This window comes from Halorientalis marina, from assembly GCF_023028345.1.
GTDB classification, from domain to species: Archaea; Halobacteriota; Halobacteria; order Halobacteriales; family Haloarculaceae; genus Halorientalis; species Halorientalis marina.
Window position 1 is genome coordinate 143,256 of record NZ_CP095490.1, and the last position, 25,824, is coordinate 169,079.

The window sequence follows — 25,824 nt, forward strand, 5'->3', positions numbered from 1 at the left end:
CAACCGAAGAGCACGATTCACGGTCCTTCGAGTTCGCTGTGTTCGTGTTCACTCATCGACGTCATCCCCGGAGGAGCGTGTCTGGCGGTGCTCACCGATCGGGATTAGTGGCTCGTCCATCCGAAGGATGAACATCCCCTCACTAGTAGTGATGACGTCGTCGGCGGGGGTCGGCTCATGGTGAGCATAGTGCTCGATATCGTTGCCGAGCAGGACACGGTGGGTGTCCGAGTCGTGGACGCGCAACTGGCGTTCGTAGCCATCGTCAACGTGGGTGCCGGCGAGGGCGAGGACGAACCACCCCGAGTCGGGTGAGCCTCGCGTGGCTTCGAGAACACGATAGACACGGCCGGTGTCCTCGTCAAGGAAGTACACAGTCGGCGGGTTCTCGCGGTCGATATCGTGGGCTTTCGAGAGCGTCTGGAGAACGCACTCGTCGTCGAATTGATCGCGAAAATCAGCGAACGTATCGAGAGCAGTGCCTATGTCAGTATTCGTTTTGTTCGCACTTGAGTCTGTATTTGCGTCTGGGTCAGTGTTCTGGGTCATGGGTTCGGGAGATTGCATAGTTTCGGCTCTTGGTCATCCGGGTGGCCCGTGCGCGGATTCGAGAATCCCGAGGATGTCTGGGTCGTGCTTGTCGTGGAAGGCATCGAGGACATCCCACTGCCACTGGAAGTGACCAGGATCGCCGAATTGGTTGACGCCGAGGCCCTGCGTACGGGCGAAGTGCTCGAGGTCGATACAACGGATAGAAGAGACATCACCACCCTCACCAGGCGGAACGTTGGCGGCTTCGGGAAGCGGGGTCTCGATCCAAGCGTCGAAACACGCGTCGTTCGAGGACGTGACTACGACACCGTCGGTCGCCCCAGCGAAGAGTTCGGTGGTGATTCGACCGAGATTCTGGTACACACCAGCGGGAATTGCGAGGAGGTTGCGATCGTGGTCGATGGTAGCGTCAGTGCGGATCTCCCGGGGGTGACCTCGGACGAGCCACTGCTCGTCGTCGTTGAGCCAAGCGCCTCGCCTGAGGCGTTCGATGGCGGCGTCAAGGTGGTCGTGCGTGCGGTACTGGAGGTAGCCGGAGATTCGCGCGTAGAAGCTCATGCTGGATGGGGGATAGGAGATGGAGGCGAGTTGCGGCGAGCGTCGTGGCGAAAGATTCGAGCCGACTGCTCATCCCAACTGGATATGGTCAATTTTTCCATCGGGATCGACGCGGTACTGGTAGCCGACGTGGGGGAATCGACATTTCTCGTAGCCGACGGTCTGGATGACAAAGGGCTCGGTGAGGAACGGCGAGAGTTCGCGAAGGAAGTCCTCGGTGTGCTCACCGGCGTAGTCCCAAAGGAGTTCCTCGGTTTCGTCGTTGATGACGACCTCGCGTTCGTCTTCATCGAGATTGTCGTCGAGGCCCTCGAGGACGGCCTCGCGAACGGTCGGCCGATGCGTCGGGGAGAACGAGGCATATCCGTAGAGCGTGAGGTGCGGCGGGTCTGCCTCGCCGGTATCGGGATCGCGTTCGGGAACCGCAATCTTCACCATGATGTCGTCGAATGAGCCCGTGCCGATGAGCCATTCGTCGAGAAACTAGCGGAGTTCATCGACCTGAGTGGGGTCGATAGTCGGTGCGTTCGAGGCGGTGCTGAGCTGGAGTGTAGCCATTTCGTGTTGAACCCTCCACCATTTCAGGGGAGCACAAACGGGGGGGTCAATAGTTCTGTCACAGTACCCTTAGCCGTCACTAATTTTTTGACTATCGGCTTGCCTCGCGTCGATATCGAACCGATCTATCCACCGCGCGACGATGGTCGCACCGCAGCCGCGGTGTTCACCGATTGCCTCTCCGGAGAGAGATTTCTCCCAGTGTAGTTCGTACAGGAGATTCGGATTGCGTCACGGGGCCTCAGAGTAGTCGTGAGACCGGGGTTCGATTCTATGCCGTCTCAACCAGGAGAGTGCCGTGTTCTGCGCACAGCTCATCCGCTTTTCGGCGACTTGTTCGACAGAGAGGGAGTTCTCGGCGCAGAGTTCGCATAAATACTGCTCATCACCGGAGATCGGGTTGCGAGTGATTTTTTGCGACTACACTCGTCTCAGGTACGATTCCACACAAAGCTTACACCGAAACATAACTCTACAGCCAGTTGGAGGGGAATTGTCACACGCTCCCTTCCTTCTCCTGATAACCTACGATACTCCGAAACACGGGCAATGTCCGGAGTGTGGTGAGAACATTTCTGCTGCACACGTCTTGGTTGAATATGAGTAAAACAACGGAACGACTGGTATCTGGGCAGAGTGTCCCATCTGCGACGATGTCGTGAGTCCCGAGTGAATTCTGAGCAACGACACGACAGCAGAGTCAAGTGTTCTGCACTATTACGCTGCCAGGAGGCCGACTAATGAAGATTTCTGAAGAACTCCAATGTCTGTTTTCAGCTTCGATTGAGGAACAGGACGGGTCGTACGTGATCGACGTTCCAGAGCGCGAGCTACAACTGGGTGATCTACAGCAAGGAGAAACATATCGCGTCGCACTCGTGTCTTCCCCGACACAGAGCGAGCCAGAACAGAGCGAACAGGCTGAAACGGGATCACAGTCCCAGCGTGAGCCACAGGAACCACCAGTTGAGGAAAGTGAGACTCGAGAAGTCGAGATTGAGGACATCGGCGAACAGGGTGATGGCATCACTCGGGTCGAACGTGGTTTCGTCGTGATCGTCCCGGATACGAAAGAGAGTGAGCGAGTCAAAATTGAGATTACCGATGTACGGCAAAACGTCGCTTTCGCCGAGGTCGTCGAACGGTTGAGTTACTACGAGTAATTCCTCGATTTTCGGTGCGAGAAGAGGACGAACAGACACTCGCAGTTATTGTACGAATAGGTTGTCCGTAGAGTCAAACTGCACTTACAGCTCAGGGAAGGTGGATTTCGGCGGGGAGGAACGAACGACGGAGTGGGGCGGGGTGAAAGCCCTCCCGAGAGAGTTGTGCGACCACGTGAGCTGATTGCAGACGGTAAGCCCCCTTCCTCAAGGAGTAACGCAGCGAACGAGTAACCCAGTAGGGAGGGGATACACCGTCGTCATTGGTTTCAAGAGACGCTCTTGTTGCTGGCCCACAGGTCCATGGGCTACTTTCACTCCGGACGGCAAACGTTCATACGCCAGTCAGCCCTCTGTTGAATTGCGTGGCATGAACTACAACTACAGGTATCGTCTCAAGCCCACGGAGAACCAGCGTGAGACGCTGGACTACCACCGCGATACCTGTCGCCAACTCTACAACCACGCCCTGTACCGTCTTAACCAGATTCCTGAATCCGAAGGCACCGTCAAACAGCGTGTCCGCACAATTCGTGACGAGCTTCCGGACCTCAAAGACTGGTGGGACGCACTCACCGACATTTACTCGAAGGTCCTCCAGCCCACCGTCATGCGGATTGCCAAAAACATCACCGCACTTGGGCAACTCAAAAAACAGGGCTACAAGATTGGTGAACTCCGATGGAAGTCACCTCGGGAATTTCGCAGTTTCACTTACAACCAGTCTGGGTTCGTACTCGACAAAAAGAGTGGCCAGACTGTGCTGTCGCTGTCGAAACTCGCAGACATCCCCATCGAAGTTCACCGACCGCTGCCCGAGAATGCCACAGTCAAAGAAGTCACGCTCAAAAAGGAGAAAACCAGCGAGTGGTTCGCTATCTTCGGCATCGAGATGGACACGGAACCACCAGCCAAGCCGTCTCTAGAGGATGTTGACACTGACGACATGGTCGGTATCGATGTGGGTATTCTGAAGTATGCCCATGATACAGACGGCACAGCAGTCGGATCACCTGATCTCTCGGAAGAACGCGACAGACTTGAACGAGAGCAACGGAACCTCTCACGCAAAGAGCATGGATCGAACAATTGGGAGAAGCAACGTCGGCGTGTTGCAGAGTGTCACCAGCAAATCAAGCGCACGCGGCGTGATTTCCTTCATAAGCTCTCGAACTACTATGCTCGGGAGTATGACTTGGTGGCCGTCGAAGCCCTCAACGTGAAAGGGATGCTGGAATCGCCGGGCAACAGCCGCAACACCGCGTCTGCTGCGTGGAACACCTTCACCGATCTGCTCGGATATAAGTGCAAGCGTGGAGGCACGCACTTCGTTGAGGTTGACCCGGAAGACACGACCAAGGAATGTGCGTCATGTGGCGTTAAAACAGACAAGCCGCTGTGGGTGCGTGAACATTCCTGTCCTTCGTGTGGGTTCAAGACGGACAGAGACGCAAACGCAGCGTGGAATATTCTTTCTCGCGGACTCACTGATCTAGGAGTGGGTCACTCCGAAGGTACGCCTGTGGAGACTGCGCTCCCTACGGGAACTGCGGTTGTTCCTGCAAAGCGCGTCGTGGAAGCGGGAAGCCCCTGCCTCAAGGAGCCGTCAACGGCGGCGAGTAGGCAGGGGTAGTTCACAAAGTGTGGCCGGGAGTGAACGGAGGTGTTCCTACTTGGGCTTACTCCTCGAACCTGGCGTTTGCGACGGCAGCGGCGATTTCTGCCTCCTCAACCGTCGCTTCCTTGGTGACGCCGTCTTCATCTACGCTGACGTCGTCGTTCTGGTTCTCGGTCGTGGTCTCACTATTGGATCTGTCCGACCGGTGGTCCATGTCAATTCCGAGGTCCTCGCGAGCGTCGTTGACGGCCTCCCGATAGTTATCGAGGTCGAGACTGTCGCCGTACTGCTCGCGGCTCATCGCGGCGAACTCGCTGTCACTATCGGGGAAGGCGTCGAGTCGGGCTTCGGTACATTCGATGGTCTCGGAAACCCACTGATCACGGGTTTCATTATCGACGCGGGTGGTGGTCTCGGGCCGGAGCGAGACGTACGTCTCGCCATCGCTCTCGAACGCGGATGGCTTCGCGGTCACAGCGACGTACGCCGGGGGTTCGAGGCTGGAGAGGAGCGCAGCGGCCTGGGGCTGGTACTGCCCGGCGTAGACGAACATAGTGCCCGTAGGGTCGACCACGCGAGCCTGCAAGTATTCGTCCTCGTTCCCGACGTCGTTGACTTCGGTTATCGTGCCGACGAGGAAGTATCGGTTGGCGACCTCGCCCGACGGAAGCAGCGCGAAGTTCGGGGCTCGTTCCTCATCAGACTGTTTGAAGACGTGGGTAGCGTCGTTGATTTCGGCGGCGAAGGCACGCTTCGCTACCTGGCGACCTTGCCGGCCGGCATTGCTGTTCTCGGTGTCGGTGCTGTTGGATGTCGCTTCTGGGTTGGATTTGCTCATAAAGTGTTTAGTGACGGTTGTGGAGTCGAAAGTCAGGCTACTCGGGTCGCGTTCTGGTTCGGATTCGAGGTTACCCGTGCTGTTCAGCCTCGTTCACGAGCAGATATCGACCGACAATAGAGCCTTCTACACGGTAGTACCGGCCCACGAGCGCGTCGATGAGGGCGTCCTCGACAACGCTGGTATCGAGAGCGTCCATCGCCTGCTCGATGGCCTCATTGAGCGTGATACCCGCGATGGCCTCAGTCGCTTCGCGGTCGAAGATTGCGTACTGGACGGTCTCACCGTCGTCGAAGACCGCTTTGATGCGAAGGTCGAATTCCCCTTCAACGTCGCCGTGTTCTGCACACCGACCATTCTGGAGGACGCGCGTGCAGTCCCCGTCGGGACACCGCTTGATGAGTCCCGACCCGGACTGGATTGCAACCATCGGGACAGAGAGTTGGACATCTTCGATATCGGCTCTAACGTCGATGTCGCCGTCGACAGGTTCGATGTTCGAGCGCGAGTTGAGGTTGATGCTGTATCGCCCCTGGTACTCGCTGGTGATGACGTTCGAAAGCTTGTAGACGCTACCCTCCTCAAGGGTTGGGAGTTCGGCCTTCGTCCACTTGGTGAACTTGAGGCGACCGCTCTCGTCGCCGATGAGCCCGACCTGGTCGATGCTGTCGTGGGTGGGATCCCAGAGTTCGACGATTTTTACGGTCACGTCCACCCACTGCTCGTGCTGGTTGATTGAGGCGAGGGTGACGTCGCCGGCGCTCTGGCCAGGGAACTCGAGGTCATCGTATTCGAGGCCGAACACGTCGCGATAGTGGCTGACCGCGGCGCGGCGGGCCTCGTCAAGAGGAACCTTGTACTGGTTGGTCATCTTCTCGAGACGGCTCGCGACTTCCTCTACGCTGGGGAGGTCGCCATCAAGGTCGTCTGGGAACTGTTCGAGGATGCCGGTTGCAGCCTCCGAGAGGTCTGTGTCGGAGACAGTTACGGCTAGTTCTGCGGATTTTGTGTTGCTTGACATTTTCTGGAAGTGGCGCGATTGCTGTCGCTGGCTGGAATGGTTCGACTTGGTGAACGAGACTAGATAGAAGATGAGATTCGAGTGGGAGTGCCCAGAGGACGGCTGCTGGAGCAGCACCCAGGATGTTTGCTCCTCCTCCGATTCCCCTCACCCCCTTGGGGGAGCCAAAACACAGGTATTTGTGGCCGATCGCGACTCACCGGACTTCATCGAGGTTGATGGTTTCCTCGGCACTGATCCAGCCGCCGACGTTCCCGCGCTCGATGAACGCCCAGGTGCCGTCGATGAGCCTGACGAACCGCATCGTTCTTGGAAGGGGACCGGGTCCCGACGGGTACGGGTTGAACTCGTTCTTGTCGTCGGTGACGGGCCGGCTGGGATCTTCGCCGTCGACGATGTCAAGATGGAAGTCGACATCGTCGTCGCCGGTGAGTTCCTCGTTCGTGAGTGGTTGACTGTGACTGTTCGTCGGACCGTGGTCGGAGTTGTTGGTTGACATCGTTCTATTGGAATAGTGAGACTGGATGCACGGAGTGAAGTGCTGCTTCTGTCGACTAGCTGTCTTCGCGCCATCTCTGGCCGCAATTCACACAGGAGAGGAGTCTCGTCGGTGGTTCGTCGATGGACCGGAGTTGAACGAGGCGATATTGCGCTCGATCGTGATCACACTCTGGACACTGGCACGTGGTCGTTGGAAGTCCAAGACCCGGCTTGTCGTCGCTCGCCACGGTAGTCTCCGAGGTGTCGGGGGTTGCAACGCCAGTGAGTACGCTCTCGTTCGTGTCGTCCGCTGTCTCCGTCTCTACCTCTCCCTCCTTGTCGTCATCAAGGGCGGTTCCGAAAAGGTCGAGGTCACGGATAAGCGCCCAGAGACGACGCTTACCCTGGGGAACGGGAGTAACGGGAACAGGCGTGGATTCGGGACGGCCCGTCGAGACGACCTCCCGGATGGCCGCGCCGATCTCGTCCCCTTCGGCGTCGACGTCGACGATTAGGGAGACCACGTTCGCTTGTTCGCGCCACCAAGTTGGGAGTGGTATCTTGCTATCGTCCTCGTCGAATATCTCGGTGGCTTTGAGCCATTCGAGGGCGTCCAGCTTCTCGCCCTTCTCTTGGTCGAGTCTGTCGACGGGAGCATGCACGGGACGGGAGACTTCTTCGACGCCGGGAGCGCCCAAGGGGGGAATCGTACACGCGCTGTGCACTTGGAAGGGCTGTTCGATGCCCTGTTCGCGGTGACGCTTGGCGTATTTCTCCCAGTCTACGTTCGGGATGTCGCCTCTGGGAGCGGGTCCGTCGCCACGCTCGAGAACTTCGATATGCGTCTCGGAGTCAGCGGCGAGAGTGGCCTGTCCCTGGTACTTCCCGACTTTCCCGGCACGAATCCGAACGAGATCGCCTTCGTGGAGGATGACACCCTGTTGAGAGCGTGTCCACACGGTGAATTTGATGGTATCGCCGGCGTCGTCTTTGATGAGGCCGACCTGCTGTTGGCTCCCTGATTTGGGTTGCCAGAGGGTCGTGACTTCGCCCTGGATGTCAGCCTCGACGTTGTACTTCGAGGGGATAATCGGCACGGACGAGATAGGTTGGATGACGCTCGCCTCCTGATAGAGCTGGTCCAACGTGTTGGACTGAGCGGTGAAGACGTCCTGACCGCTCCGGACTTTGCGTGCGAGCAGGTGTCGGAGTACTTCGTCACCGGGGCCGGTGATAAGGTGGTCTTCGATTCGAGCAGCGGCCTCGCGGACAGCTTCAGCCTCGTTATCGTCGATATTTTCGAATGCGTTGTTGCGGATGATTCCCTCCCCGAGGACGCGCTCGTTGCGCTTGGACTGGCGTTCCTCGCGCTCTTCGACGAGCTCCTTACGGCATCGTGTCTCGCGGTCGATGCCGACCACGTGGGCGGCCAAGGCCTTCTCGCGCTGGCGTTTGCGTTCCTCACGGAGTCCGTGTAGGCGTTCCTGGGCTTCGAGTGGGAGTCCAGTGAGGTCCTCGTCGGCGAGGTCGATAGGATCGACGTCGCGACCTTCGGTAGTGCGAAGGCTCGCACCGATCCAGTATGCGTCGAGTTCGTAGTTTCCATTTCCTTCGATTTCGAGGCCGAACTCGTCGTATTCGGGCTCACGACGGGCAGCCATCATGAGCTCGCCAGCGTTCTCGAGGCGGATGCCGAGGCAGTCGCTTTCGAGGTGCGGTGACTCGTAGAGGCCGCGCATGGTGAGTTCGTCGAACCGGTCGTCCTGTTCGACGTCGCCGTTCGTGAGCTGGTCGTCTCCGTTGTGGTAGTACGTCATCTGGTAGTCACTCCATCTGGGTGAGGTCTGAGGCGATCTGAACCGACAGCGGCGCTGCTGTCGACCCTCTCTCACTCCCTCAGCCCCATTTGGGGTCCAAAACTGAGCGCAAGCTAGCCAATCGCGTCTTTAGGAACGTGTCACGTCTTCAGGTGTCCCCCGGTCAGTTCCCGCCCGCATTCGCTGGGGGTAGTCGATGAGCGTGTTCGGGCGGGATTATGAGGGGTAACGTCCGAGGACAGGCTACTGTGCTATGGACTGGGTGGTCGGTAGCCGATACGATTATATCTACATCCTGAGTAGCTAATAGTGAGCCTTGAACGGCTCATCATAACAATGTGGGAAAGGCGATTCTCGTCTTTCCACTTCCACACTTCTTGAGCGATTGCGACGTTCTATAACGGTCTGTGAGGACGAATTGAGAGGCTATGGGCGACGATGAGTGTTGCTGGCGCGAGCGATCTAGTCGGAGGCTCTGTTAGAGGGGAGCGGTATTTCGGGGGTTTTCATCAGAAAACCGCATTACTGCGCGGTGATAGGCGCGATACAGTTATAGACGGTTCGAGCGTCTATGCGAATGGAAAGCACGGTCGCTTTCCCACATTGTTATGAGTGGAAACACCGACAGTGTCCACCTCTCTGAGGCTGGTCACGAGAAGAACGGTAGAACCGAAATCGAATATGAGAATCCGACCCACATTGCCCGTCGCTACGATGGGTGGTTCGACGATCTCCGCTCCCTCGATCGCGAGGAACGCCGTCGCTTGGACGGTAACGTGGAGTCGCCGACTATCCGCTGGCACGCTGGCCTCGATGAGTCCGAGCGTCGCCTCGATGCGGACGACGTGGAGTCGCAAGGCGCAATCTCTGAATTCACGTCTGGCTCCGAACATGAGTTCGAGAGCGAGAGTTCCGATGATTACTACGGCTGGTACAACGACCAACCGATGGTCCCATCCCGTAGTGACGAGCGGAGGGCTGAGATGAACGCGAGAGGCCGTCCGGCTGACGCGATCTCTGAACCCGACGCTCTCTCGACTGGCGAGTACATCTACATGGGCCACGACCGCCTGACCGACCCAACTGGCGATCAGTTGACGGGCACAGCGTCTGGTCTTGAAGAGTACATCCCCACGAGTTCGTCTACTGCCCCCGTACAGTTGGGACAGAAGCTCGAACCTGTCGAGACCCTCGACCCGGACACTCAACGGCTTCGTGAGCTGAAGATCATCCCCAACGATGAACAGACGCCTCGCGAATTAGAAGGTGTCACGACGTCCGAATTAGAAGTGCTGCTTCCCTATGGCGAAGTTGCCTCCCTTCGGAGCGTCGTGCCGAACCCCGAGGACTACTCTCGGTCGTCGATAACCGGAATCGAATTCCGCCTAGCGTTGGATGAAGAGCTCAAGCGGAGCTCTCATGGTATCGACGAAAACGGTCACATGACAGGTGTGGCTGCTCTCTTGAATCAACACACAGACATCCTTGCTCGTTTCCGCACGGAACACGATCGCACGCTTCCTAAGCGACGGGATCGAAACCGGCGGAGCTTCGAACAACGGTTCAAACAGCAGATCTACGACCGAGCTGCTCCGTTGCGCGAGCTGGGTAAGGAAGATCCCGATCTTCGTGAAGAAATTCTTGCCGAGACACGCAGACTGCTTGACGGGAATGCACTGCACGAAATTCGGAAACCACCGGTCACTGTCGCTTCCCAACTTGCACGCCGTGTGCAGGCTGGGACGGACATCACGACCGCGTTCCTTTCGCTTGTCGAAGAGGAGCAGACCGACCCGAGAAACGTCATCAGGATCAACGCGATTTTGAAGGCGAATCTCGCGTCCTCGAAAGGCTATGTCACGACACAGGGCGTCGTGAAGAAAATCTACTATCCACCAGTTCCTAGCCTGAAGTTTGCTATGATTCTAAAGGATGGTAACCGCCGCGAGGATGAGGTCCGCGTTTCCGTCTGGGAGTCCAGCGAATACGAAGAGACTGCGTCAACGGCTGACCCCGATGATGTCGATGGCGAAGTCCTAATCTCGAAGAAGACCTTCATCGAACCGAACGAGGGCGACACTGTGCGTCTGGTGGATTTCAAGCTTCCACGCCAGAGATCCAAGCAGACGTACCAAGGTCAACCGAAGCTCGATTCACGATGGGCATCTGAAATCGAGATTGTCGAACGCGCTCCTGTCAAGTCATCCGATCAGACGTCGACGACTGCCAGACCGCAATATGTTGGTCGTTCGTCGAGTCCGTCTGACGATGGTGAACCAGTTCCCCGGAGTGAGGCTGCGAATTTCGACGGTGAAGTCTGTGTCTCCTGGCCCGAGCCAGTGATGATTGCTGACTTTATCGCCGATGAGCTCACCCGCATTGCCCAGACTGGTGATACTGCATGAGTACACGCGTAGTGCGTACTCCTCGGTATGGATTCGATGACGGAATACCGTCTCCGTACTGTCACCCCGAAATGTAACGAACCCTAACAACCACCCGAGTTCCCCCGACGAACTCAGAAAACTAATCCTTCCTTTTCACAGACCACAGAGCGAGCGGTCTTGATATCGATCGCGATCTCGCAGTCATCCATGTTTAGGATATCGAGACGATATCGAAAGAAGTGGAATGTGGGGGATGTGACGGATGTGACGGATGTGAGGCTACAGTAAATGTGAACGGCAAATCATCTTATAACGTGACAGCGTTGGGTGCGGTACGGTTGCGAACCGGGATGTTTAGTCATCCCGGCCGCTGACGCGACCGGTCGAAACACCCTCCAACAACACGGAATTGGCTCGGCTCGGCCCTCGTTGTGTCATTGACGTGGGCGGATCGAGCGGATTCTCCCTCCACCGATGACACCGAGACCTCCATCGACAGCGAATAGGAGACGGCGATACACAGTTGATGCCCGCGTAACTGGTCGGCGATCGCGATGACGAGCTGGCGCAGCGACGACGAGATGAGTATCGATGAGCAGTGGTACGAAATTCAGTTGTCGGTCCCGTGGGTCGTCGCCGGCGCGAAGAGCGTCCAAGACGCAATCAACATCGCAGTTGCGGAAGTCGGTACGCGAACAAAGTCAACAGAAGCCCGGTCGTCGGAGATCCTCGTCCAAGATGTCGTCTGTCCCTCCTGTGGGTATGAAATGGAGGCGGCGCTCTGTACGACGGATTTTGCGCTGGTCGTACTGACTGTTATCGTCGAGATGTTGGCAGAGTCTCACGAGGAGAGCGAGCGTGTCGCGAAGCGCGAGTTGGGCGTCCGTATGAAGGACATCCCGCTCACGGTGTTGGAGACACGACCGGTTGACGAAGCGGATGAAAAGCCAGAAATGAACTTCGCGGATCTTGGTCGCGACGTCCAATCCAGAAACGAAACAAAGTAAACGTGAGTTTAAGCGGGTTCAACCCGAAGGATTAGCATAAAATATTCCCGAGAAGAACATTATGCGTGAATAATACATTCTATATGGTTTTTACTGTAAATAGATCCTACCGGTTCATCATACTTCCAGAGGACTACACTAAATTCTTTTATCACAACCTCAAAGCGGCCTAATCAGGCGAACCGTTTCAGCGAGGATTTAGAGATTTCTCTAAATCGAGTATCCTCCATTACAATATCAAGGATAGTCTCAGGATTGTGGAGTAGCCGATGAGAGTTGTGGCGGCCGCCGCCTTTTCCCATATTTACCTCTTTAGTTTCAATTACCTGACTGAGTTGCATCTCATCGAGGATATCCCGGAACCGCCGTATCCCGATCGTGTCCATATCTATTGCGTTAGTGATCTGCTGGTACGCATCATATAGTTCACCTGTGATAACATAATCGTCGCGCGAGTAGAGCGACTTGGCAGAGATCGAGAGGCATGCGGCTTTCATTTGAGTTGGGGTTCCCTGGAGGAAGTCGCGGAATCGATCCTTTTCAAGTGTGTCCTGAGCGCTTCGCACATGATCTTCTCCAACAACGTCTGATCCCTCGCGATCAGCAAGCTCTCCCGCTGTCCTGAATAATCGCATTGCCTTTCGCGCATCTCCGTGTTCCTGTGCTGAGAAAGCCGCAACAAGAGGAATAACGTCATCGGTTAGGACTCCATCACGGAAGGCGTCATCACGGCCTCGAAGAATTTCTTGAATTTGATTTGCGTTGTATGGGTCGAAATTGAGTTCTTGGGTCTGGAAGGCACTCTTCGTGCGTGGGTTTAGCTCGTCGAAGAAATTGATTTGATTGCTTATTGCGATAATTCCAATTTGACACGACGTATCATTCGATTCGACAGCCTTCGCGAGACTCATCAAAACGTGGTCGCTCTTGAGAAGGTCGACTTCGTCGAGAATGATGATAGCCGAATCATAGTGATCGAGAATCTGCCAGAGGCGTTTGTAGAACTTGTCTTTCGGTAGCCCGGTATCGGGCATTTTCACGATGTCTTCATCCTCGTCATAGATATCCTCGTCGTTCAGCTGTTGCCCGATTGTCGAGATGACTTGAACTTCAGTTGAGGATTTCGAACAGTCTAGATACGTATGACCTATTCGGATATCCTCAACAGATGCATTGACAGCGCGACGAGTGACGTATCGGGAGACAAGAGATTTTCCCGTTCCTGTTTTCCCGGTAATTGAGATATGATTTGGGGCACCACCATAGACAGCGTCGTTCAGACAGCTGCTGATAGTGGAAATATAATCGTCACGTCCGACAATTCGATCGCCATCAGGTACCCAACCGACACGGACCATCTCCTTATTTTGGAAAATTCCCTTCCGTTGAGAAAAGAGCGGGTCGTCAACTTTGAATTGTGTACCGTCCCCGTCGCTTGATGGCGGTTTTCCATTCTCGTCTGGACTCCCCTTCGGTTCCGATGTTTGGACGCGAGATCGGTCGTCTTGACCGTCTGAAGACGCAGATTCCAAATCTCGACTTTCATCGGAAGTCGAGGTCCCGTTTGACATAGAGGCATCGACGAAACCTGATTACTTAAATGTATTCCCACCTCGACTTCCGACGTAAATCTACCACCGAAGAGAATATAGTGGAAGGACTACCTCGGTCTCCGAACAACCACAGACCCCCAACACACACACCCCTTCGGTTCCGTCGTTACCGATGAACGTGTACCCCTCACAGGAAGCATAGGTACGATCACGGTCCAGAGGATAGAACGCGCCTCTACGGCGTTTCTGTGCGTTTCAATCTGTTACCGAATTTCGTCTCGAACAAATCAGTCGCTTCGCTTCTTCATATCTAGTACTTCGTCCTGCGGAGTTGTTTTAGCTGTATTGGCATAAAGCTATGGGTAAACTAACTCAAATTTTACATATTTTCATCGTGAGATAGGATACGGATCACCTCTAATATTTTCAGTCTAGTTACCTGCTTTCGTGGCCGCTAACGTCGGAACCGGTGGGGTGTGTCTGATCATCCTATCCTCAATCTGGGCGGTCACCAATTCATCTAACGCCGGAACCGAAGGGGTGTGGGTCAACCATCGTGGGCTGGTAGAGTCTCCCGAGTATAACTCTCGTCTCTAACTTTCATATTCCATTTGTGGGATGCCGAATTATTCACTCTCAACGAGAGTTCTGAGATAGTCCCCACCCGTCTTTTCACCTTATTTGTTCCGCTCTAATGCTAAGAGAGTAGATTCACATGCTAACGTCGGAAATGGTGCGGTATCTCATCTTGATCTCTGGTGAGCTAATACGATCTATCCTTCATTTACGACGGAAGTCTTGGGGTGTCCCTTTGTGTTAACGTCGGAACCCGTGGGGGGCCGACCATCTCTCCTTACGACGGAACCGGAGGGGTGTCCCCTCTCTGAATTTTCTCTCCCCACGTTGGATCGTGGTATGTCCGATGTTCCGATTCACCTGTTCGTATGGAAGAGCGAGCCCCGTATGAGATATCACCTGGACTCCCCTGTCAGGCCAAGCACTAACCTCAACATTGGGATCCTGAACGGCATAGCCAAAAATAAAGTTGCATATTATTCTATCGCCAAGACGGGAAACTCTGAGCTCTCCCACTGCTGTTGGAGGACACAAACAAAGCGGTGTAGTAGCACTTCACTATTACTCTCGGAATTCCTCATCGAGGAGGTTGCGCTCGGTGGGATCGCCGTCGTACGTGAACGAGACGAGTTTGTGGAAGTCTTGATTCGTCCGATCCTCAAGGTACACGCTGTAGTCCGTGTCCGCGTCGGGTTCGTCATCTTCGCCGTAGCCGAGGATGAGATACTCGGTCTCCGTCTCGTCGACGACGAAGTGAGACCGCTCGACAAACCACTTATTCTCGACTCTGTACCAGCCCTCGTCCTTATTGATGTGGAAGATGCGGCCGTACTCTGGGTTCCCACCGTTTTTCGAGACTCTGATGGGATACATCGTCGGAACCACGTACTCGTCGGAACTCTTCCAGTCACCGATATCGACGGCCAGATCGAAGGTAAGGTCGACAAGCCAGACAGGGCCGTGATATTCGGTGTCATCCTCGTATTCGTTAATGATACGGTAGAAATGGTACGGGTCGGAAACCGAGGCGGTGAGCGGGAAGACAGGCTCATCCGAGTCAGGCGTCGGGGTCGAACTCTCTCCACCATCATTCGTCCCGCCACTAGCGCTAGAGCTGGAGCAGCCGGCGATCGCGGTGATTGCTCCAGCACCGGCGAGCGCACCGCCCTCCTGGAGGAATGATCGGCGACCGAGAGTACTGTTCGAGTGCTGTGCGTCCGTGGAGGTATTGTTGGAGTTCATGATTGGAATAAACGAAATCGACCGAGAACAGCGGTTACACCGCCTCTCCGATCTCCATCACTCCTCTTCAGGGCCCAATACTCACACGATGCCGAGGAAGGAGCTTGGTGGGTGTTCATAGTCAGAACTAGCAGTGAAATGCAAGCATAACTCTTCGCGAACCACATTCAATGTAGCCGCCACATTTCACGATGTGTAGCGGGTTGCTCTGACCGCAACTGGTGACGTTGACGGTATCTCCAGATGAGATGAAGTCGTACGAAAGGCTCAAATCCTACGTTACAGTCCGAACGTAGATGCCGTTTGGTGTTGCGTAGGACAAGAACGGAGCGCCGGAACTGGCATCCGTCTGAAAACTGCTGGCGGATGGTCGAATGGTACAGAAAGTGACGATGCGAGAGCCAGGTGCGTCGTCAGACGTGGCATTGGCAATACTGGCCGACCTCCAAGGACCACGCTCTCAAGCGTATGGTCGGGTCGGCTGTGACTCTCGACGGGGACTCTGCGATGAGTTCGGTGGCGTTGCCAGATTGCTTTCTAGTGTTGCTATGAGTGGACACGGGCAGGACTCGTGCCAAGACTCCGGGAACGGAACCGATGGAAACAGAGTCGAACGGTCGGTGAGGGCTAGCGATTGATCGTCGTGAGGCCCGCGATCTTCGACGAAGGCAGTGATAAGCCGACCTCATCGATGGGGCGAGCACTAATAGATGGTCGAATCGCCCCTCACCTCCTTCAGGGGGCAAAAACTGGAGAAAAGAAGCGCCAGAGGGAACCAGAAATGGGTAGAAGCTAGTCAAGGGTCAAGAGCCGATGCAACCGCATACCGCTTGAGACCAGCGAACCGCCGTCGTACCGGGGGCACTCGGCAGATTTTCGATGCACAGTGACGGCGTGCCGGAGGGCGACGTTCACCCTAGCCGGACGGGAATATCCCGCGCCGCCCTTACTGGGCGGGAGCTGGCTCCGACTCGATGTCGCTGCCGGCAGGAGCGAGGTCCTCGGCTGCCGCCTGGACTGCCGCTTCGATGGCCGAGATATCACTGTTGTAGACGCTGAGAACGGCGTCCGCTGCATCCGATTCACCGCTCTCGAGCGCGCCTAGTCGCGCCCGGGTCGCGTTAATGGTTTCAGCCATCCACGAGTCGCGAATCTCCCCGCCCACCGTCGAGATGTGCTCGGGCTGGATGGAGACGTTCACGCCGGCGTCCGTCTCGTACTGGTGGACCTTGCCGACCACTGCGACGAACGACGGGGTCTCGGCCGAGCGGAGCACAGCCATCGGCTCCTGCTGGTACTGCCCCGCGTAGATGTTCACAACTTCACCACCTGCCATGACGCGCCCCTTCCAGAACTCGGAGTCATCGCCGACATCCGAGGTTTCGATGAGAGCACCGACCACGAGCACGCGGTTGACCGCCTCACCCGAGGGGAGTAGCGTGAACTTTGGCGCACGATCGTCGCCCTCGTCCTCTGGACGGGTGAACGAGTGGGTCGCCATGTTCAGCTCTTCAGCGAACACGCGCTTGGCAGGTTGGCGCTGCGTGGCGGCGTCTGCGAGGGCTGCGTTACTGAGGCCGGCATTCTCTCCCGAGTAGGAGATCTCCTCGACCTCGTCGACGAGGAAGTACTCGCCGATGACCGGGCCCCGGATATCATACGTCCTGCCGATGAGCAACTCACGGAGCTCCGTTTCGACGACGCTGGGATCGAGGGCCTCGGAAGCCATCTCCATGGCGTCATCGAGACTCACTTCGGAGACTGCCTCAGTCATCTCAGCGTTGAACAGCGTGCGGACAGCACGGTTGCCATCGTCGAGGATGGCCTTCAGGCGAAGATCGAACACGCCATCGACGTCACCGTGTTCGGAGCAGCGACCGTTCTGGAGGACGCGCGTGCAGTCCTCGCTGGGGCAGCGCTTGATGAGGCCCGAACCCTCATCGAGGCCGACGAGCGTCCCAGTGGCGCGAATCGACCCGTCCGTGGGTTCGACGGCCTCCTCGGACTCCGTGACGCTGCTCGCCTTGTTGAGCGAGATGGAGTACTTTCCCTCGTACTCGTTCGTGACCGCCGAGGTGATGTCGTAGGTGACGCCTTCCTCGAGTGTCGGGAGCGAGTCGGTGTTCTTCACCCAGACAACGAACTTCATTTGGGCCGTTTCGTCGGCGATGAGGCCGACCTGCCGCATGGAATCGGAGTGCGGCTCCCAGAGGTCGACGATCTGCGCCCGGACGTCCACCCATTCCTCGTCACCGAGGTTCGAGATATCCTCGAGAGCTATCCGGTCGAAGCCCCGGGAACTGCTGTTACCGGTGCCGACGAAGCCGGCAACCGCCTTGACCCCGTCCGAGAGGTCGTTGGATTCGAGGTCGTAGTCGTTGATGACGTTACGAACTGTCGTCTCGACCGCCGTCTCGATCGGAACGGAGAACTCCTGCATGGCCGCAATTCTCTCTTCAATGCTCGACACGGGGATCTCCACGCCCATCTCGCCGAACTCGCCGCTGATGTCTTCCGCGCGCTGTGCTACGTCTGTGGTAATGTTTGCACACATGTTTGTCACTCTCTGAGGGGATTTCTGAGAAACGGCTTCGGGACTGGGCACTCGACCGTCGCGCCCCACCCCACCCGCTCTCCCTCACCCCCTTTGGGGGCTAATACTCACGGGAGACGCAAGCAGGATAACCGGAAAGCGACGATTGGGACATCCCGACCGCCGCCGTATGGACTGATTCGCTCCGAGGTTGAACCCCGGATCTCGGCGAGAATGAACGCAGTCACCGCTGCGCCCCTCTCTGACTTCCCTCACCCCTCTTTGGGGACCAAAACTCACGCTGCGAGGAGCTGGGGAAACCGAGAGAACAGAGGCGCTTTGCCCGTCCGAGCCGTCTAGTCGGAAAGCAGTACGTACAGAATCGCGTTCACATCCTCGACGACTAGAAGGTGTAGTCGTCGCGATCGCGAGCTTCGGCACACGCCTCGCAGAGGATGTCGAATGGCGGCCACCCGGTCAGTCCGTCGGCATCTTCGAGGAGCGTGGTCGGGACCAGGCCCGACATCCCACACCCACCGTCACACGACGCCCAGGAATGGCTGACCGCGGCGAACGTCTCGCCATGTGGGTCATGGTCGGGCTTCCTGAACTCGGGGCCATCGCCGGTCTTGAACTGAACGCTCACGGGTTCTCGCGGCTCAATTTTGGCTTCGGTCGCTGATCTGCTGAAATCCCTGTCGATACGCCGCTCATCGGGGTTGATGTTGTCGTACATCTCACTTCCCTCACCCCCATTTGGGGTCCAATACTCACGCTGCGAGGAGCGGGGGTACACACGGAACGAATGGCGCGATCAGCCCGCCGGCCGAACAGTTCGGAACAGCGCCGTTACCTGAAGAGACGCGAGAGGAAGCCCTGTTTCTTGCGTCGTTCGCGTTCTTCGGCCTTGATACGTTCGTTCGCCTCTTCGTACTCCTGGAGGACGGCGTCGATTCCTGTGAGTGTCTCTTTTGCTGTCTGTGCGTCTTCGCGCCGAATCTTCGGACGCATAATCTGCTTGAATCGCTTCACGGGGTCGTCTGGGAGCTCGGCAGCGTCTCTCGAGAGCTCCCCGAGGTGCTTGAGTTGCGTACGATACTGAGCGCGTTCCTCCATCAGCTCATCCATCGTTTCGAGGTAGACCCTGAGGACAAACCGGAGGCGTTCGTTCTCCTCGCCCTGCTCGCTGAGTTCGGCGAGTTCCCTTGATTGCCGGTCGAGTTTCCGAGCGAGAATTCGCTGGTCTTCACGAGCGAGACGCATTGCCTGGTCGGTCGCGGAGTAGCCCCGGATCTCACCGATGGTCCAATCCGCTGGGTACTTCTCGTCATCATTGAGCGTCGGGTCGGTGCGTTCCCATCCCGGCCCGGCGTCGCGAGCGGACGCTTCCATCATTCGCTGGGTGCTCTCGTCGAGGTCGGAATCGGTGTCCACCCCACGCGGGTCAGCGGGTTCGCGACCATCCGTCGTCGGCGGCGCGGCCCCTGGCCCGGCCGTTCTCTGCCCTGAGACAGGACTATCATCAGCACTTGTCCCAGCTGTCGTGGAACCTTTGGGTGTGGCCGTCGACGAAGCGGCGTCATGACCATGGGCCCGGGCGTGGCTGTTCCCCTGTTCCGGTTCCTGCCTAGTTGCGTAGGCGTCAGCGACTGCTGCCGGGTCGCCATCTTCGTCGGGGTTGACGGGAATGAACTCTTCGTCGTCCTCGAGGTTAGGATGGACATCGGTATTGACGGCGGGGGATCCCCCGTTCGCCCCTTCGCTGTGCAGTGGTTTTGTCTCGTCCGTAGCGGCGTTGACAGTCTCGGACGGCTCGGAATCGGAGCCAATCTTGAAATCCATCGGCGGGAGATCGTGGTCGTCCGCCCCCGAGGATGACGATGAATCCGAGCCGTTGGAATCGGCCTTCGAGAACTTCACACCATCTTTGCTCGGGACTTCGTAGTAATCGTCCACCCGGAGGAGTGCACGGGCGAGCGTGACATCGCCGTAGGTTGCGCCACTCGCGTAGTGACGTCGCTCCCACTTATCGCGGTGCAGGCCGGATTCCTCGAACAGTGCGTTCATCCGTTTGGGGTCTTTCGCCGTCCAGAACGCGAGGTTGTGAGCGAGCGCCATATCTGCCTCGGACTGGCTTGGATAATCGGCGTCATGGGACCCCCACATCGAGGCGTCGCCTTCGTAGAGACGCTGCCTGCGGTCACCTCCCTGAGAGTCGAACATCCGCGTGAGTATCTCTTGATCTGATAGGTCCACACCGGGTCCCGCGAGGTCGGCGAACGTACTCGGACACTTGGAGGGAAGGTACTTCGTCGCGACCCGCTCGAGGGCCTCCTTGATTGCGGGGTCGTGGATGCTCCTGAAGGCGTCTCCATAACGCTCGATGAGCGAACTCGCACTCTGCTGCGCCCGGGCCTCGGTGCCGCGGCGACCATCCGCGTCACCTCTGCTTTCTGAATCTTCAACTTCCGTCCCTCTGGTGAGAGTCGTCTGTCCACCTGGTCTCACGCCATCCTCGATGAACTCGCGGTGAACGGTCTCTATCTCATCCTGACGCTTCCGGATTTCTGTGGGGGTTCCCTCGACGTGAGCACCAGTCGTAGCGAAGTACCGTCCGGAGTCATACATCTCAATAGGGCCCTTCCGGTTTCCGCCGGGCGGAAGTTTCCCACTTGCGAGGATATGCACACCAGTCCCGGAAGCGGAAACCTCCGTATATGAGTCGACCTTGTCGATGATTGTTTGCGTCCATTCCTTGATTTCACCAGTATCAGAATCACGACAGTTATCGAGGTCGATACCGACGATGGTGACGTCGTCACTGAAGACGAACCCCAGACCATCGGCGTTCACGCGAGAGTCGTTGAGTGAATCCCAGGCGGTGTCGAAGTCTCGGCGATGTTCGGGGTTGGTAACGTCGGCATTAATGTCACCACTCGTCCGATATGGTTTAGTCGGAATCTTGGTAGATTTTCCGTCACGCATACCTTCACGCCAGCAAATCCAATTCCTGATAGTGCGGATTTTGTCCGGGATCCCGTCTTTAGCTACGTCTACTTTTGGCATGGATATTACCTATTGTCAGTCCGCCTCGTCGCCTCGTTTCGTCGGGCGAGACAAACCGATTTCGTCGATTTTCCCCGACTCAGGGCGAAAACCAACAGACAGCACACGAATTGTGAGCGAATGATCCCCCTCCCGTATCCAATACTATGTAAAATCACTCCGGAGGTGTCGAATGGAGCGATCTGGTTGGTTGATAGCCTGTCTAAAGCGCTTTGCGCACGTGCGCTAAGTGCTGACGCTGAAGGGGTGTTAGAAAAGGCGGATTCTGACGATAGAGCTCCCATACTGCCGATGCGCGTCACACGCGAATTTTGCGCGAAGTTGCGAGCATTCGAAACCCCCGCAAACCCGGTGATTTCGCTTTGAGCCTCGAAATACCGTTTTAGAGCCTCTAAAGTGCCTTGAACGCGCGCGCTAAGTGCTGACACTGAATAGGTGTTAGAAAAGGCGGATTTGCGGGGTACAGCGTCCGTACTGCTCGTGCGCGTCGTGCGCGGACTTTGTGCGAATGCGTGGATGTGACTAGTCGAGATCATCGAGGAGATTTGGAGCGCCGACGAACGTCCACTCACCATCTTCACCCCAGATGGCTTCGGTGAGCTTCTCGTAGGTCCGCTTACTTCTCTTGGGGGGCAGTTCGTCGATCCGGCCAGCATTTGCGAGGGCTCGAGTGATATCCCATGCGACTGATAGATTGGGCACAATCCAGATTTTCATCTCGACGTCGAACCTGTTGAAGTCGTCATAGTGCTTGACCATCAGCGAGGGATGGACGTTTGAGATGACCTCTCCAATAATGACGGGATCTTTGCCATCGTAGCCGACCACGTCTGGCTTCACATCAGTCCCGTGAAGTGGCGTATATTTTTTAACAAAATAGTGATTGTTCGGGTCACGGGCGAGTGAGCGAGCGAACGCCTCTACCATCACCTTGTGGTAGGTCTTCTCGTTCACATCGCCCTGATCTTCGCCGGTAGCGACCTTCGCTCCACACGCTCGCTGGCCGTCGCGAGTCACAGTGTAGTAGACCCGCAGATTTTCGGTCCGCTTCTCGAGGTAGCCGAGTTCGATGAGCTTCTCTTCGTCTACCTCATCAAACTGATTCTTTATCCTCTCCATCGAGTTCACAACGTCGTAGGCAGGGTGGTTGCCGTTGACTGTGGTGACAATCGCGGTCAGGAAATGGCGTTCTTCAACTGTCAGACTCTTATCTATACCTTCTCGAGTCTCTCTATCCTTTTTGTCGGCACTCTCAGTGGCGTTCTCGTTGGGGGCATCAGACGCACTCTGATCGTCTGTATTGTCGGCACTTGTTCCCCTCTCCTCGTCGGTGTCTGCATCGTCGGTTTTGGACGGATCCTCGGAGCTAGGGTCAACTCCACCGTAGAGAAAGCCGTCAACTCGATCTCCCAGATTACTGTCTCCTTCATCAGCTGATCGTGGAACCCCGCCATCGGTCTCGTTTTCATCGTTCGTCTCTCGCGGCGGGCGGCGTGAACCGAGATCGTCTGTGAGGTCGTCTGCGGGAACTCGACTAGCTCCTGATTCGGCCTGTTCGCCGTGCTCGTTCGATCGGGGTTGTCCCTCTGTGCTGGGGGTGTTTGGACTCCCCGTGCCGAGTTGCGTCTGAGGGTTGGACCCAGTCTTCTTGCCTTCGCCGTTTGCGTCTCGGTTCTCGCCGGACACGCCAATCTCGAAGTCACGATTCTGGCTATTTTCACTACCGTTGATGCCGCGTCTGTGTTCGGCTGAGAGCTGCTCGTCGGAAGCGTCGGTGTTGCTTCCGGGTAGCAGGCAGTGGTCACGCCGCGTTGTACGGGTAATTTCTGCGTTGATGTCGCTGAAGACATGACCCTGCGTCGACACGGTCTTGTTGATCACGGGGTTGTCAGAATCGCTGTGACCGTCGGGGATATCGACGGGGAGCATCGTCACGATTTCGGGGATATCGGTCATGAACCCGGTGTCAGGGAGTTGAGCGACCCATTCTCCACGCGGGAGCGACGTGATCCGGTCGACGAGTTCCTCGTCCTCGATGCCTTCGTGGAACAGCGTCATCACGAGCTCGTCGTCGACGGCGAGTTTCCCGATGAGTTTCGTATTAATGTTCCGCAGAATTTCCTTGTACGAGGAGACGTCGAGGGCATCGGCCTTGACCTGCTCTGCGAAGTGGACGATGACTTCGAGGGAGAGACCGAATTCACGCCCGTCAGGAATCATGTCGTCGCGTACCAGTTCGGACTGGAGCATCGCCGCAGCTTCGTCGATGATGAGGTTGATAACGTATCCATCCTCGACCGGCGGGGTGTTCCTGAGTCGATGACGGAGACGAGCGCCCGACCAGATGTAGTCGAGCAGCATGAAGGTAAACAGATTGCTCGAGGCGGGCCGGAGGTCACCCGTATCGACGAGGACGACCTTCTTCGAGGCGAGGACGTCCTGGATGTCGAACATCGGCGATTGGTTGGCGTAGCAGCCCTTCTCGCCGTTCCACTCGGGAACGAAATTGAGGACACGCCAGACAAAGCTCCGCTCAGCGAGCTTCGTGATGCGGTTCATCACAGCATCGATCGACGTTTGGAACCGCTGCTCGTCGGCGTGGAGATGCCGCGTGAGAGCGAGGCGAAGCGTCCGGTCGCTCACTTCGGGGAGTTGCCCCTGCTGCATCTCGTAGGCAACCTGGAACAGGTCTTGGATGGGCCATGCGTCCCGGCCGTACACGGGGTCGAACATCGCCTTGATGAGGTTGTTGAGGATCTCTTGGGCGACGAACGCCTGCTGGGTCATTTCTCGGCCCAGCACGTACACGAGGAGTTCGTTGTAGCGGTCAACTTTCTCTTGGACGGCGACCGTGCGTGAGACGCCGGCAGCGAGTTGCGGTCGAATGTCGAAGTACGGGAAAGCAAGCACCTCGTCGTTCGGCCCCGGGACGGGGACGTGGAGGACGTCATCGAGGTTGCCGAATTGCTTGAAGTGTGCTTTCTTGTACTCGTCGGCCATCGTCCCACCTTTCCGGTCGAAGACGAAGATGGGACCGTCGAACGATTGATAGGCCGACAGCGCATCGTTGACCATTGCGGTTGTCTTCCCGCCGCCCGTCGTCGCTGCGCGGAGAATGTGGTGCGTCAGCTGCTCTGCACTGAGACGGATGGGAATGTCTCGCCGGTTGTCGACGGCGGTCTCGGCGTATCCAATGTGCATTCCGTAATCGTACTGCGAGAGCAGGTCTTCATCTGTTGCCGTGAGTGGCGATCGAGCGTCGGGTGACCCGCCCGATGACCCACGCGAGGCTCGCGGGAGGGCGTCCGTGTGCGGGACGACGACGAAGTTCGCGAGTTCGTCGGGAGAGGCACAGATGAGTGGGTCACCTTTACTGAAGCGCCCGGTAAAACCGCTGATGCTGGCCTGACGGGCGTGGCACAGGCGGGCGAACTCTTTATTGTTGAACCCGAGGAGTTCCCCCTCGATGCCATAATATGGCCCCGAGAGCGACGTGAACGCGTTTGAGATACTCTGGACAGTCTGTTCGTCGCAAGCAGCTCGGAGTGTGAGGTCGAACGTTGTGGTGGGTTGTTTGCGGTCGATCTGTTCCATCCGCGACCCCGTGATCTTGTCATCATCGCCGGCGCTGACGGACCCTCCGACCTGCTCGGAGATGTCTCCACGGTGGATGTTTCGGCGTTCCTGGTCGGATGTTCCAAACATCTGCCGGGCAAACTCGTTTTTAAACGCGGAGAGCGTCCCGTGGTTGCCCATTTTGAGGTTCCGCTTGTGGGTTTCAGCCTCACTAGTCCAGTTAGAGCGTGGCCTGAAGGTGGCCTGGAAGATGAACGGATCGTCGGTGTGGACGGCCTGCTCAAGCAGCACACTGAGCGGCGAGCGATACTGGTCGTCGCTATCGATAGCCAAATCGCTGAACGGCCGAAGCAGCGTCATCCAGTCGTCTTTTTTTGAGGCAATGCCTTTCCACCGGACGAGCGAGGGACGCTTCTCTTCACGGACTTCCTCGGGACGGAGCGGAACGCCTTCCCTGACGAGCTGTTCTTCAGCCTGCTCGGAAGAAAGATCATGCCCGCTTCCAATACTATGATCCACAAAAACCTCGGGGTCCTCGAAGCCAGCGAGGTTCTCGAGGTCGATAATGTCGTCGAGCGAGGCGATACGTCGCCCGCCAACGCGGGCGTTCCCGTCTTCTGAGTCAAACGCCGCGACGGGGTTGAACGGGACGATCTCGAACTCGAAGGACTCGGGATACATCGCGGCGACGTTTGCGGCGAGCGTCTTGAACGCAGTCGCCTCGTAGGGCGTCACGGAGATATAGAAGTCGAATCGCTTCGTGTTCCGCGGCTTGTGGATGATAAACTCAAAGGTCTTCTTGTAGTCCTTGATGCCGAGGCTGGCTTTGAGATTGAACCGCGAAGTGCTCGTCACGCCCGCCCGGTACAAGCCAAAAAGCCCCGCGATGACGTTCCCGGGCGTGACTTGCTCACGGGCGGGTGAGATGTGGATATACGGCCGGGCTTCGATCGGATCACTGAGTTTCTTTCCCGGCCCAGTCGTGCCCTTGACCTCGTAGGAAGTGAGTTGATCCTCACGCTCTTTGTTCTCCTGATCGACCCCGTTCTCGGTCGGAGGGACGCGGTCAAAGTTGGTCGATTCTTCCTGGTTCTGAGTGGGGTGGTCCCGTCCCGATTTGGTCGAGTCTTCTCCGCGCGTTGACGACAAAGAGTTGATGCGATCGTGGAGGGTGTCCTGTTCATGATCGTCTCGATTGGGCCCCGTGGATGGGGTAGTCATTGGCCCACCGTCTTCTTGCGCGTAGACACACTCCTCCGCCGACACTGTGTAACGGTCG

16 protein-coding genes and 1 pseudogene are annotated in these 25,824 nt (G+C 57.1%); 6 read left to right on the forward strand and 11 right to left on the reverse strand.

Annotated features, from left to right (window positions below; all coding sequences use genetic code 11):
* Positions 1 to 48: 48 nt before the first annotated feature.
* Complete coding sequence (locus MUG96_RS22200) at positions 49 to 549, reverse strand: hypothetical protein (protein ID WP_112077700.1); 501 nt, start codon at positions 547 to 549, stop codon at positions 49 to 51.
* Positions 550 to 597: 48 nt separating this feature from the next.
* On the opposite strand from MUG96_RS22200, the gene MUG96_RS22205 reads away from it, so the two are divergent.
* The 4 genes and pseudogenes from MUG96_RS22205 (at position 598) to MUG96_RS22215 (ending at position 4,464) form a co-directional block, all read left to right on the forward strand.
* Positions 598 to 1,563 carry a hypothetical protein gene (locus tag MUG96_RS22205; RefSeq protein ID WP_148040796.1) on the forward strand — a complete coding sequence of 322 codons (966 nt, stop codon included), beginning with the start codon at positions 598 to 600 and terminating at the stop codon, positions 1,561 to 1,563.
* Positions 1,564 to 2,074: 511 nt separating this feature from the next.
* Positions 2,075 to 2,341: pseudogene (locus tag MUG96_RS24465) on the forward strand (DUF7837 family putative zinc-binding protein).
* A gap of 67 nt (positions 2,342 to 2,408) precedes the next feature.
* Positions 2,409 to 2,831, forward strand: coding sequence for a TRAM domain-containing protein (locus MUG96_RS22210; protein ID WP_112077703.1), 423 nt, complete (start codon positions 2,409 to 2,411; stop codon positions 2,829 to 2,831).
* Between the two features lie 370 nt (positions 2,832 to 3,201).
* Positions 3,202 to 4,464 carry an RNA-guided endonuclease InsQ/TnpB family protein gene (locus MUG96_RS22215; RefSeq protein WP_123124668.1) on the forward strand — a complete coding sequence of 421 codons (1,263 nt, stop codon included), beginning with the start codon at positions 3,202 to 3,204 and terminating at the stop codon, positions 4,462 to 4,464.
* Between the two features lie 46 nt (positions 4,465 to 4,510).
* On the opposite strand, the gene MUG96_RS22220 is transcribed toward MUG96_RS22215, so the two are convergent.
* The 4 genes from MUG96_RS22220 to MUG96_RS22235 form a co-directional block, all read right to left on the reverse strand.
* Positions 4,511 to 5,287: a DNA-binding protein gene (locus MUG96_RS22220; protein WP_199710309.1), complete on the reverse strand. Its 777-nt coding sequence runs from the start codon at positions 5,285 to 5,287 to the stop codon at positions 4,511 to 4,513.
* A 70-nt stretch (positions 5,288 to 5,357) separates the two neighbouring features.
* Complete coding sequence (locus tag MUG96_RS22225; protein ID WP_123124667.1) at positions 5,358 to 6,308, reverse strand: replication factor A; 951 nt, start codon at positions 6,306 to 6,308, stop codon at positions 5,358 to 5,360.
* Between the two features lie 196 nt (positions 6,309 to 6,504).
* Entirely contained in the window at positions 6,505 to 6,807 is a 303-nt protein-coding gene (locus MUG96_RS22230; protein WP_114450771.1) for a hypothetical protein, read from the reverse strand.
* A gap of 55 nt (positions 6,808 to 6,862) precedes the next feature.
* Positions 6,863 to 8,680: a hypothetical protein gene (locus MUG96_RS22235; RefSeq protein WP_246989838.1), complete on the reverse strand. Its 1,818-nt coding sequence runs from the start codon at positions 8,678 to 8,680 to the stop codon at positions 6,863 to 6,865.
* 533 nt (positions 8,681 to 9,213) lie between these two features.
* Between MUG96_RS22235 and MUG96_RS22240 the strand changes: the two genes are divergently transcribed.
* A complete protein-coding gene (locus tag MUG96_RS22240) occupies positions 9,214 to 11,010 on the forward strand; it encodes a hypothetical protein (protein ID WP_123124666.1) in 1,797 nt (598 codons plus the stop codon).
* A 536-nt stretch (positions 11,011 to 11,546) separates the two neighbouring features.
* Positions 11,547 to 11,999: a DUF555 domain-containing protein gene (locus tag MUG96_RS22245; RefSeq protein ID WP_246989840.1), complete on the forward strand. Its 453-nt coding sequence runs from the start codon at positions 11,547 to 11,549 to the stop codon at positions 11,997 to 11,999.
* Positions 12,000 to 12,172: 173 nt separating this feature from the next.
* Here the strand turns inward: MUG96_RS22245 and MUG96_RS22250 are convergent, their stop codons facing one another.
* From MUG96_RS22250 to MUG96_RS22275, 6 genes are all read right to left on the reverse strand, one after another.
* Entirely contained in the window at positions 12,173 to 13,570 is a 1,398-nt protein-coding gene (locus MUG96_RS22250; protein WP_123124665.1) for a Cdc6/Cdc18 family protein, read from the reverse strand.
* A gap of 1,119 nt (positions 13,571 to 14,689) precedes the next feature.
* Entirely contained in the window at positions 14,690 to 15,370 is a 681-nt protein-coding gene (locus MUG96_RS22255) for a hypothetical protein (RefSeq protein ID WP_123124664.1), read from the reverse strand.
* Positions 15,371 to 16,316: 946 nt separating this feature from the next.
* On the reverse strand, positions 16,317 to 17,924 hold the full coding sequence (locus MUG96_RS22260) for a hypothetical protein (RefSeq protein WP_123124663.1): 1,608 nt from the start codon (positions 17,922 to 17,924) through the stop codon (positions 16,317 to 16,319).
* Positions 17,925 to 18,306: 382 nt separating this feature from the next.
* Positions 18,307 to 18,639: a hypothetical protein gene (locus MUG96_RS22265; protein ID WP_123124662.1), complete on the reverse strand. Its 333-nt coding sequence runs from the start codon at positions 18,637 to 18,639 to the stop codon at positions 18,307 to 18,309.
* 113 nt (positions 18,640 to 18,752) lie between these two features.
* Positions 18,753 to 20,888 (reverse strand): phage NrS-1 polymerase family protein, encoded by a 2,136-nt coding sequence (locus tag MUG96_RS22270; RefSeq protein WP_148040794.1) that lies wholly within the window; start codon positions 20,886 to 20,888, stop codon positions 18,753 to 18,755.
* A gap of 603 nt (positions 20,889 to 21,491) precedes the next feature.
* The gene (locus MUG96_RS22275; protein WP_148040793.1) at positions 21,492 to 25,766 is read right to left on the reverse strand and encodes a hypothetical protein; all 4,275 of its coding nucleotides are present in this window, start codon (positions 25,764 to 25,766) and stop codon (positions 21,492 to 21,494) included.
* Between the last annotated feature and the right edge of the window lie 58 nt (positions 25,767 to 25,824).

Excerpts from the sequence above, each read along its gene's own strand:
- MUG96_RS22200 (WP_112077700.1), bottom strand. The coding sequence starts at position 549 with ATGACCCAGAACACTGACCCAGACGCAAATACAGACTCAAGTGCGAAC.
- MUG96_RS22210 (WP_112077703.1), top strand. The coding sequence starts at position 2,409 with ATGAAGATTTCTGAAGAACTCCAATGTCTGTTTTCAGCTTCGATTGAG.
- MUG96_RS22215 (WP_123124668.1), top strand. The coding sequence starts at position 3,202 with ATGAACTACAACTACAGGTATCGTCTCAAGCCCACGGAGAACCAGCGT.
- MUG96_RS22220 (WP_199710309.1), bottom strand. The coding sequence starts at position 5,287 with ATGAGCAAATCCAACCCAGAAGCGACATCCAACAGCACCGACACCGAG.
- MUG96_RS22225 (WP_123124667.1), bottom strand. The coding sequence starts at position 6,308 with ATGTCAAGCAACACAAAATCCGCAGAACTAGCCGTAACTGTCTCCGAC.
- MUG96_RS22230 (WP_114450771.1), bottom strand. The coding sequence starts at position 6,807 with ATGTCAACCAACAACTCCGACCACGGTCCGACGAACAGTCACAGTCAA.
- MUG96_RS22240 (WP_123124666.1), top strand. The coding sequence starts at position 9,214 with ATGAGTGGAAACACCGACAGTGTCCACCTCTCTGAGGCTGGTCACGAG.
- MUG96_RS22245 (WP_246989840.1), top strand. The coding sequence starts at position 11,547 with ATGACGAGCTGGCGCAGCGACGACGAGATGAGTATCGATGAGCAGTGG.
- MUG96_RS22250 (WP_123124665.1), bottom strand. The coding sequence starts at position 13,570 with ATGTCAAACGGGACCTCGACTTCCGATGAAAGTCGAGATTTGGAATCT.
- MUG96_RS22255 (WP_123124664.1), bottom strand. The coding sequence starts at position 15,370 with ATGAACTCCAACAATACCTCCACGGACGCACAGCACTCGAACAGTACT.
- MUG96_RS22260 (WP_123124663.1), bottom strand. The coding sequence starts at position 17,924 with ATGTGTGCAAACATTACCACAGACGTAGCACAGCGCGCGGAAGACATC.
- MUG96_RS22265 (WP_123124662.1), bottom strand. The coding sequence starts at position 18,639 with ATGTACGACAACATCAACCCCGATGAGCGGCGTATCGACAGGGATTTC.
- MUG96_RS22270 (WP_148040794.1), bottom strand. The coding sequence starts at position 20,888 with ATGCGTGACGGAAAATCTACCAAGATTCCGACTAAACCATATCGGACG.
- MUG96_RS22275 (WP_148040793.1), bottom strand. The coding sequence starts at position 25,766 with ATGACTACCCCATCCACGGGGCCCAATCGAGACGATCATGAACAGGAC.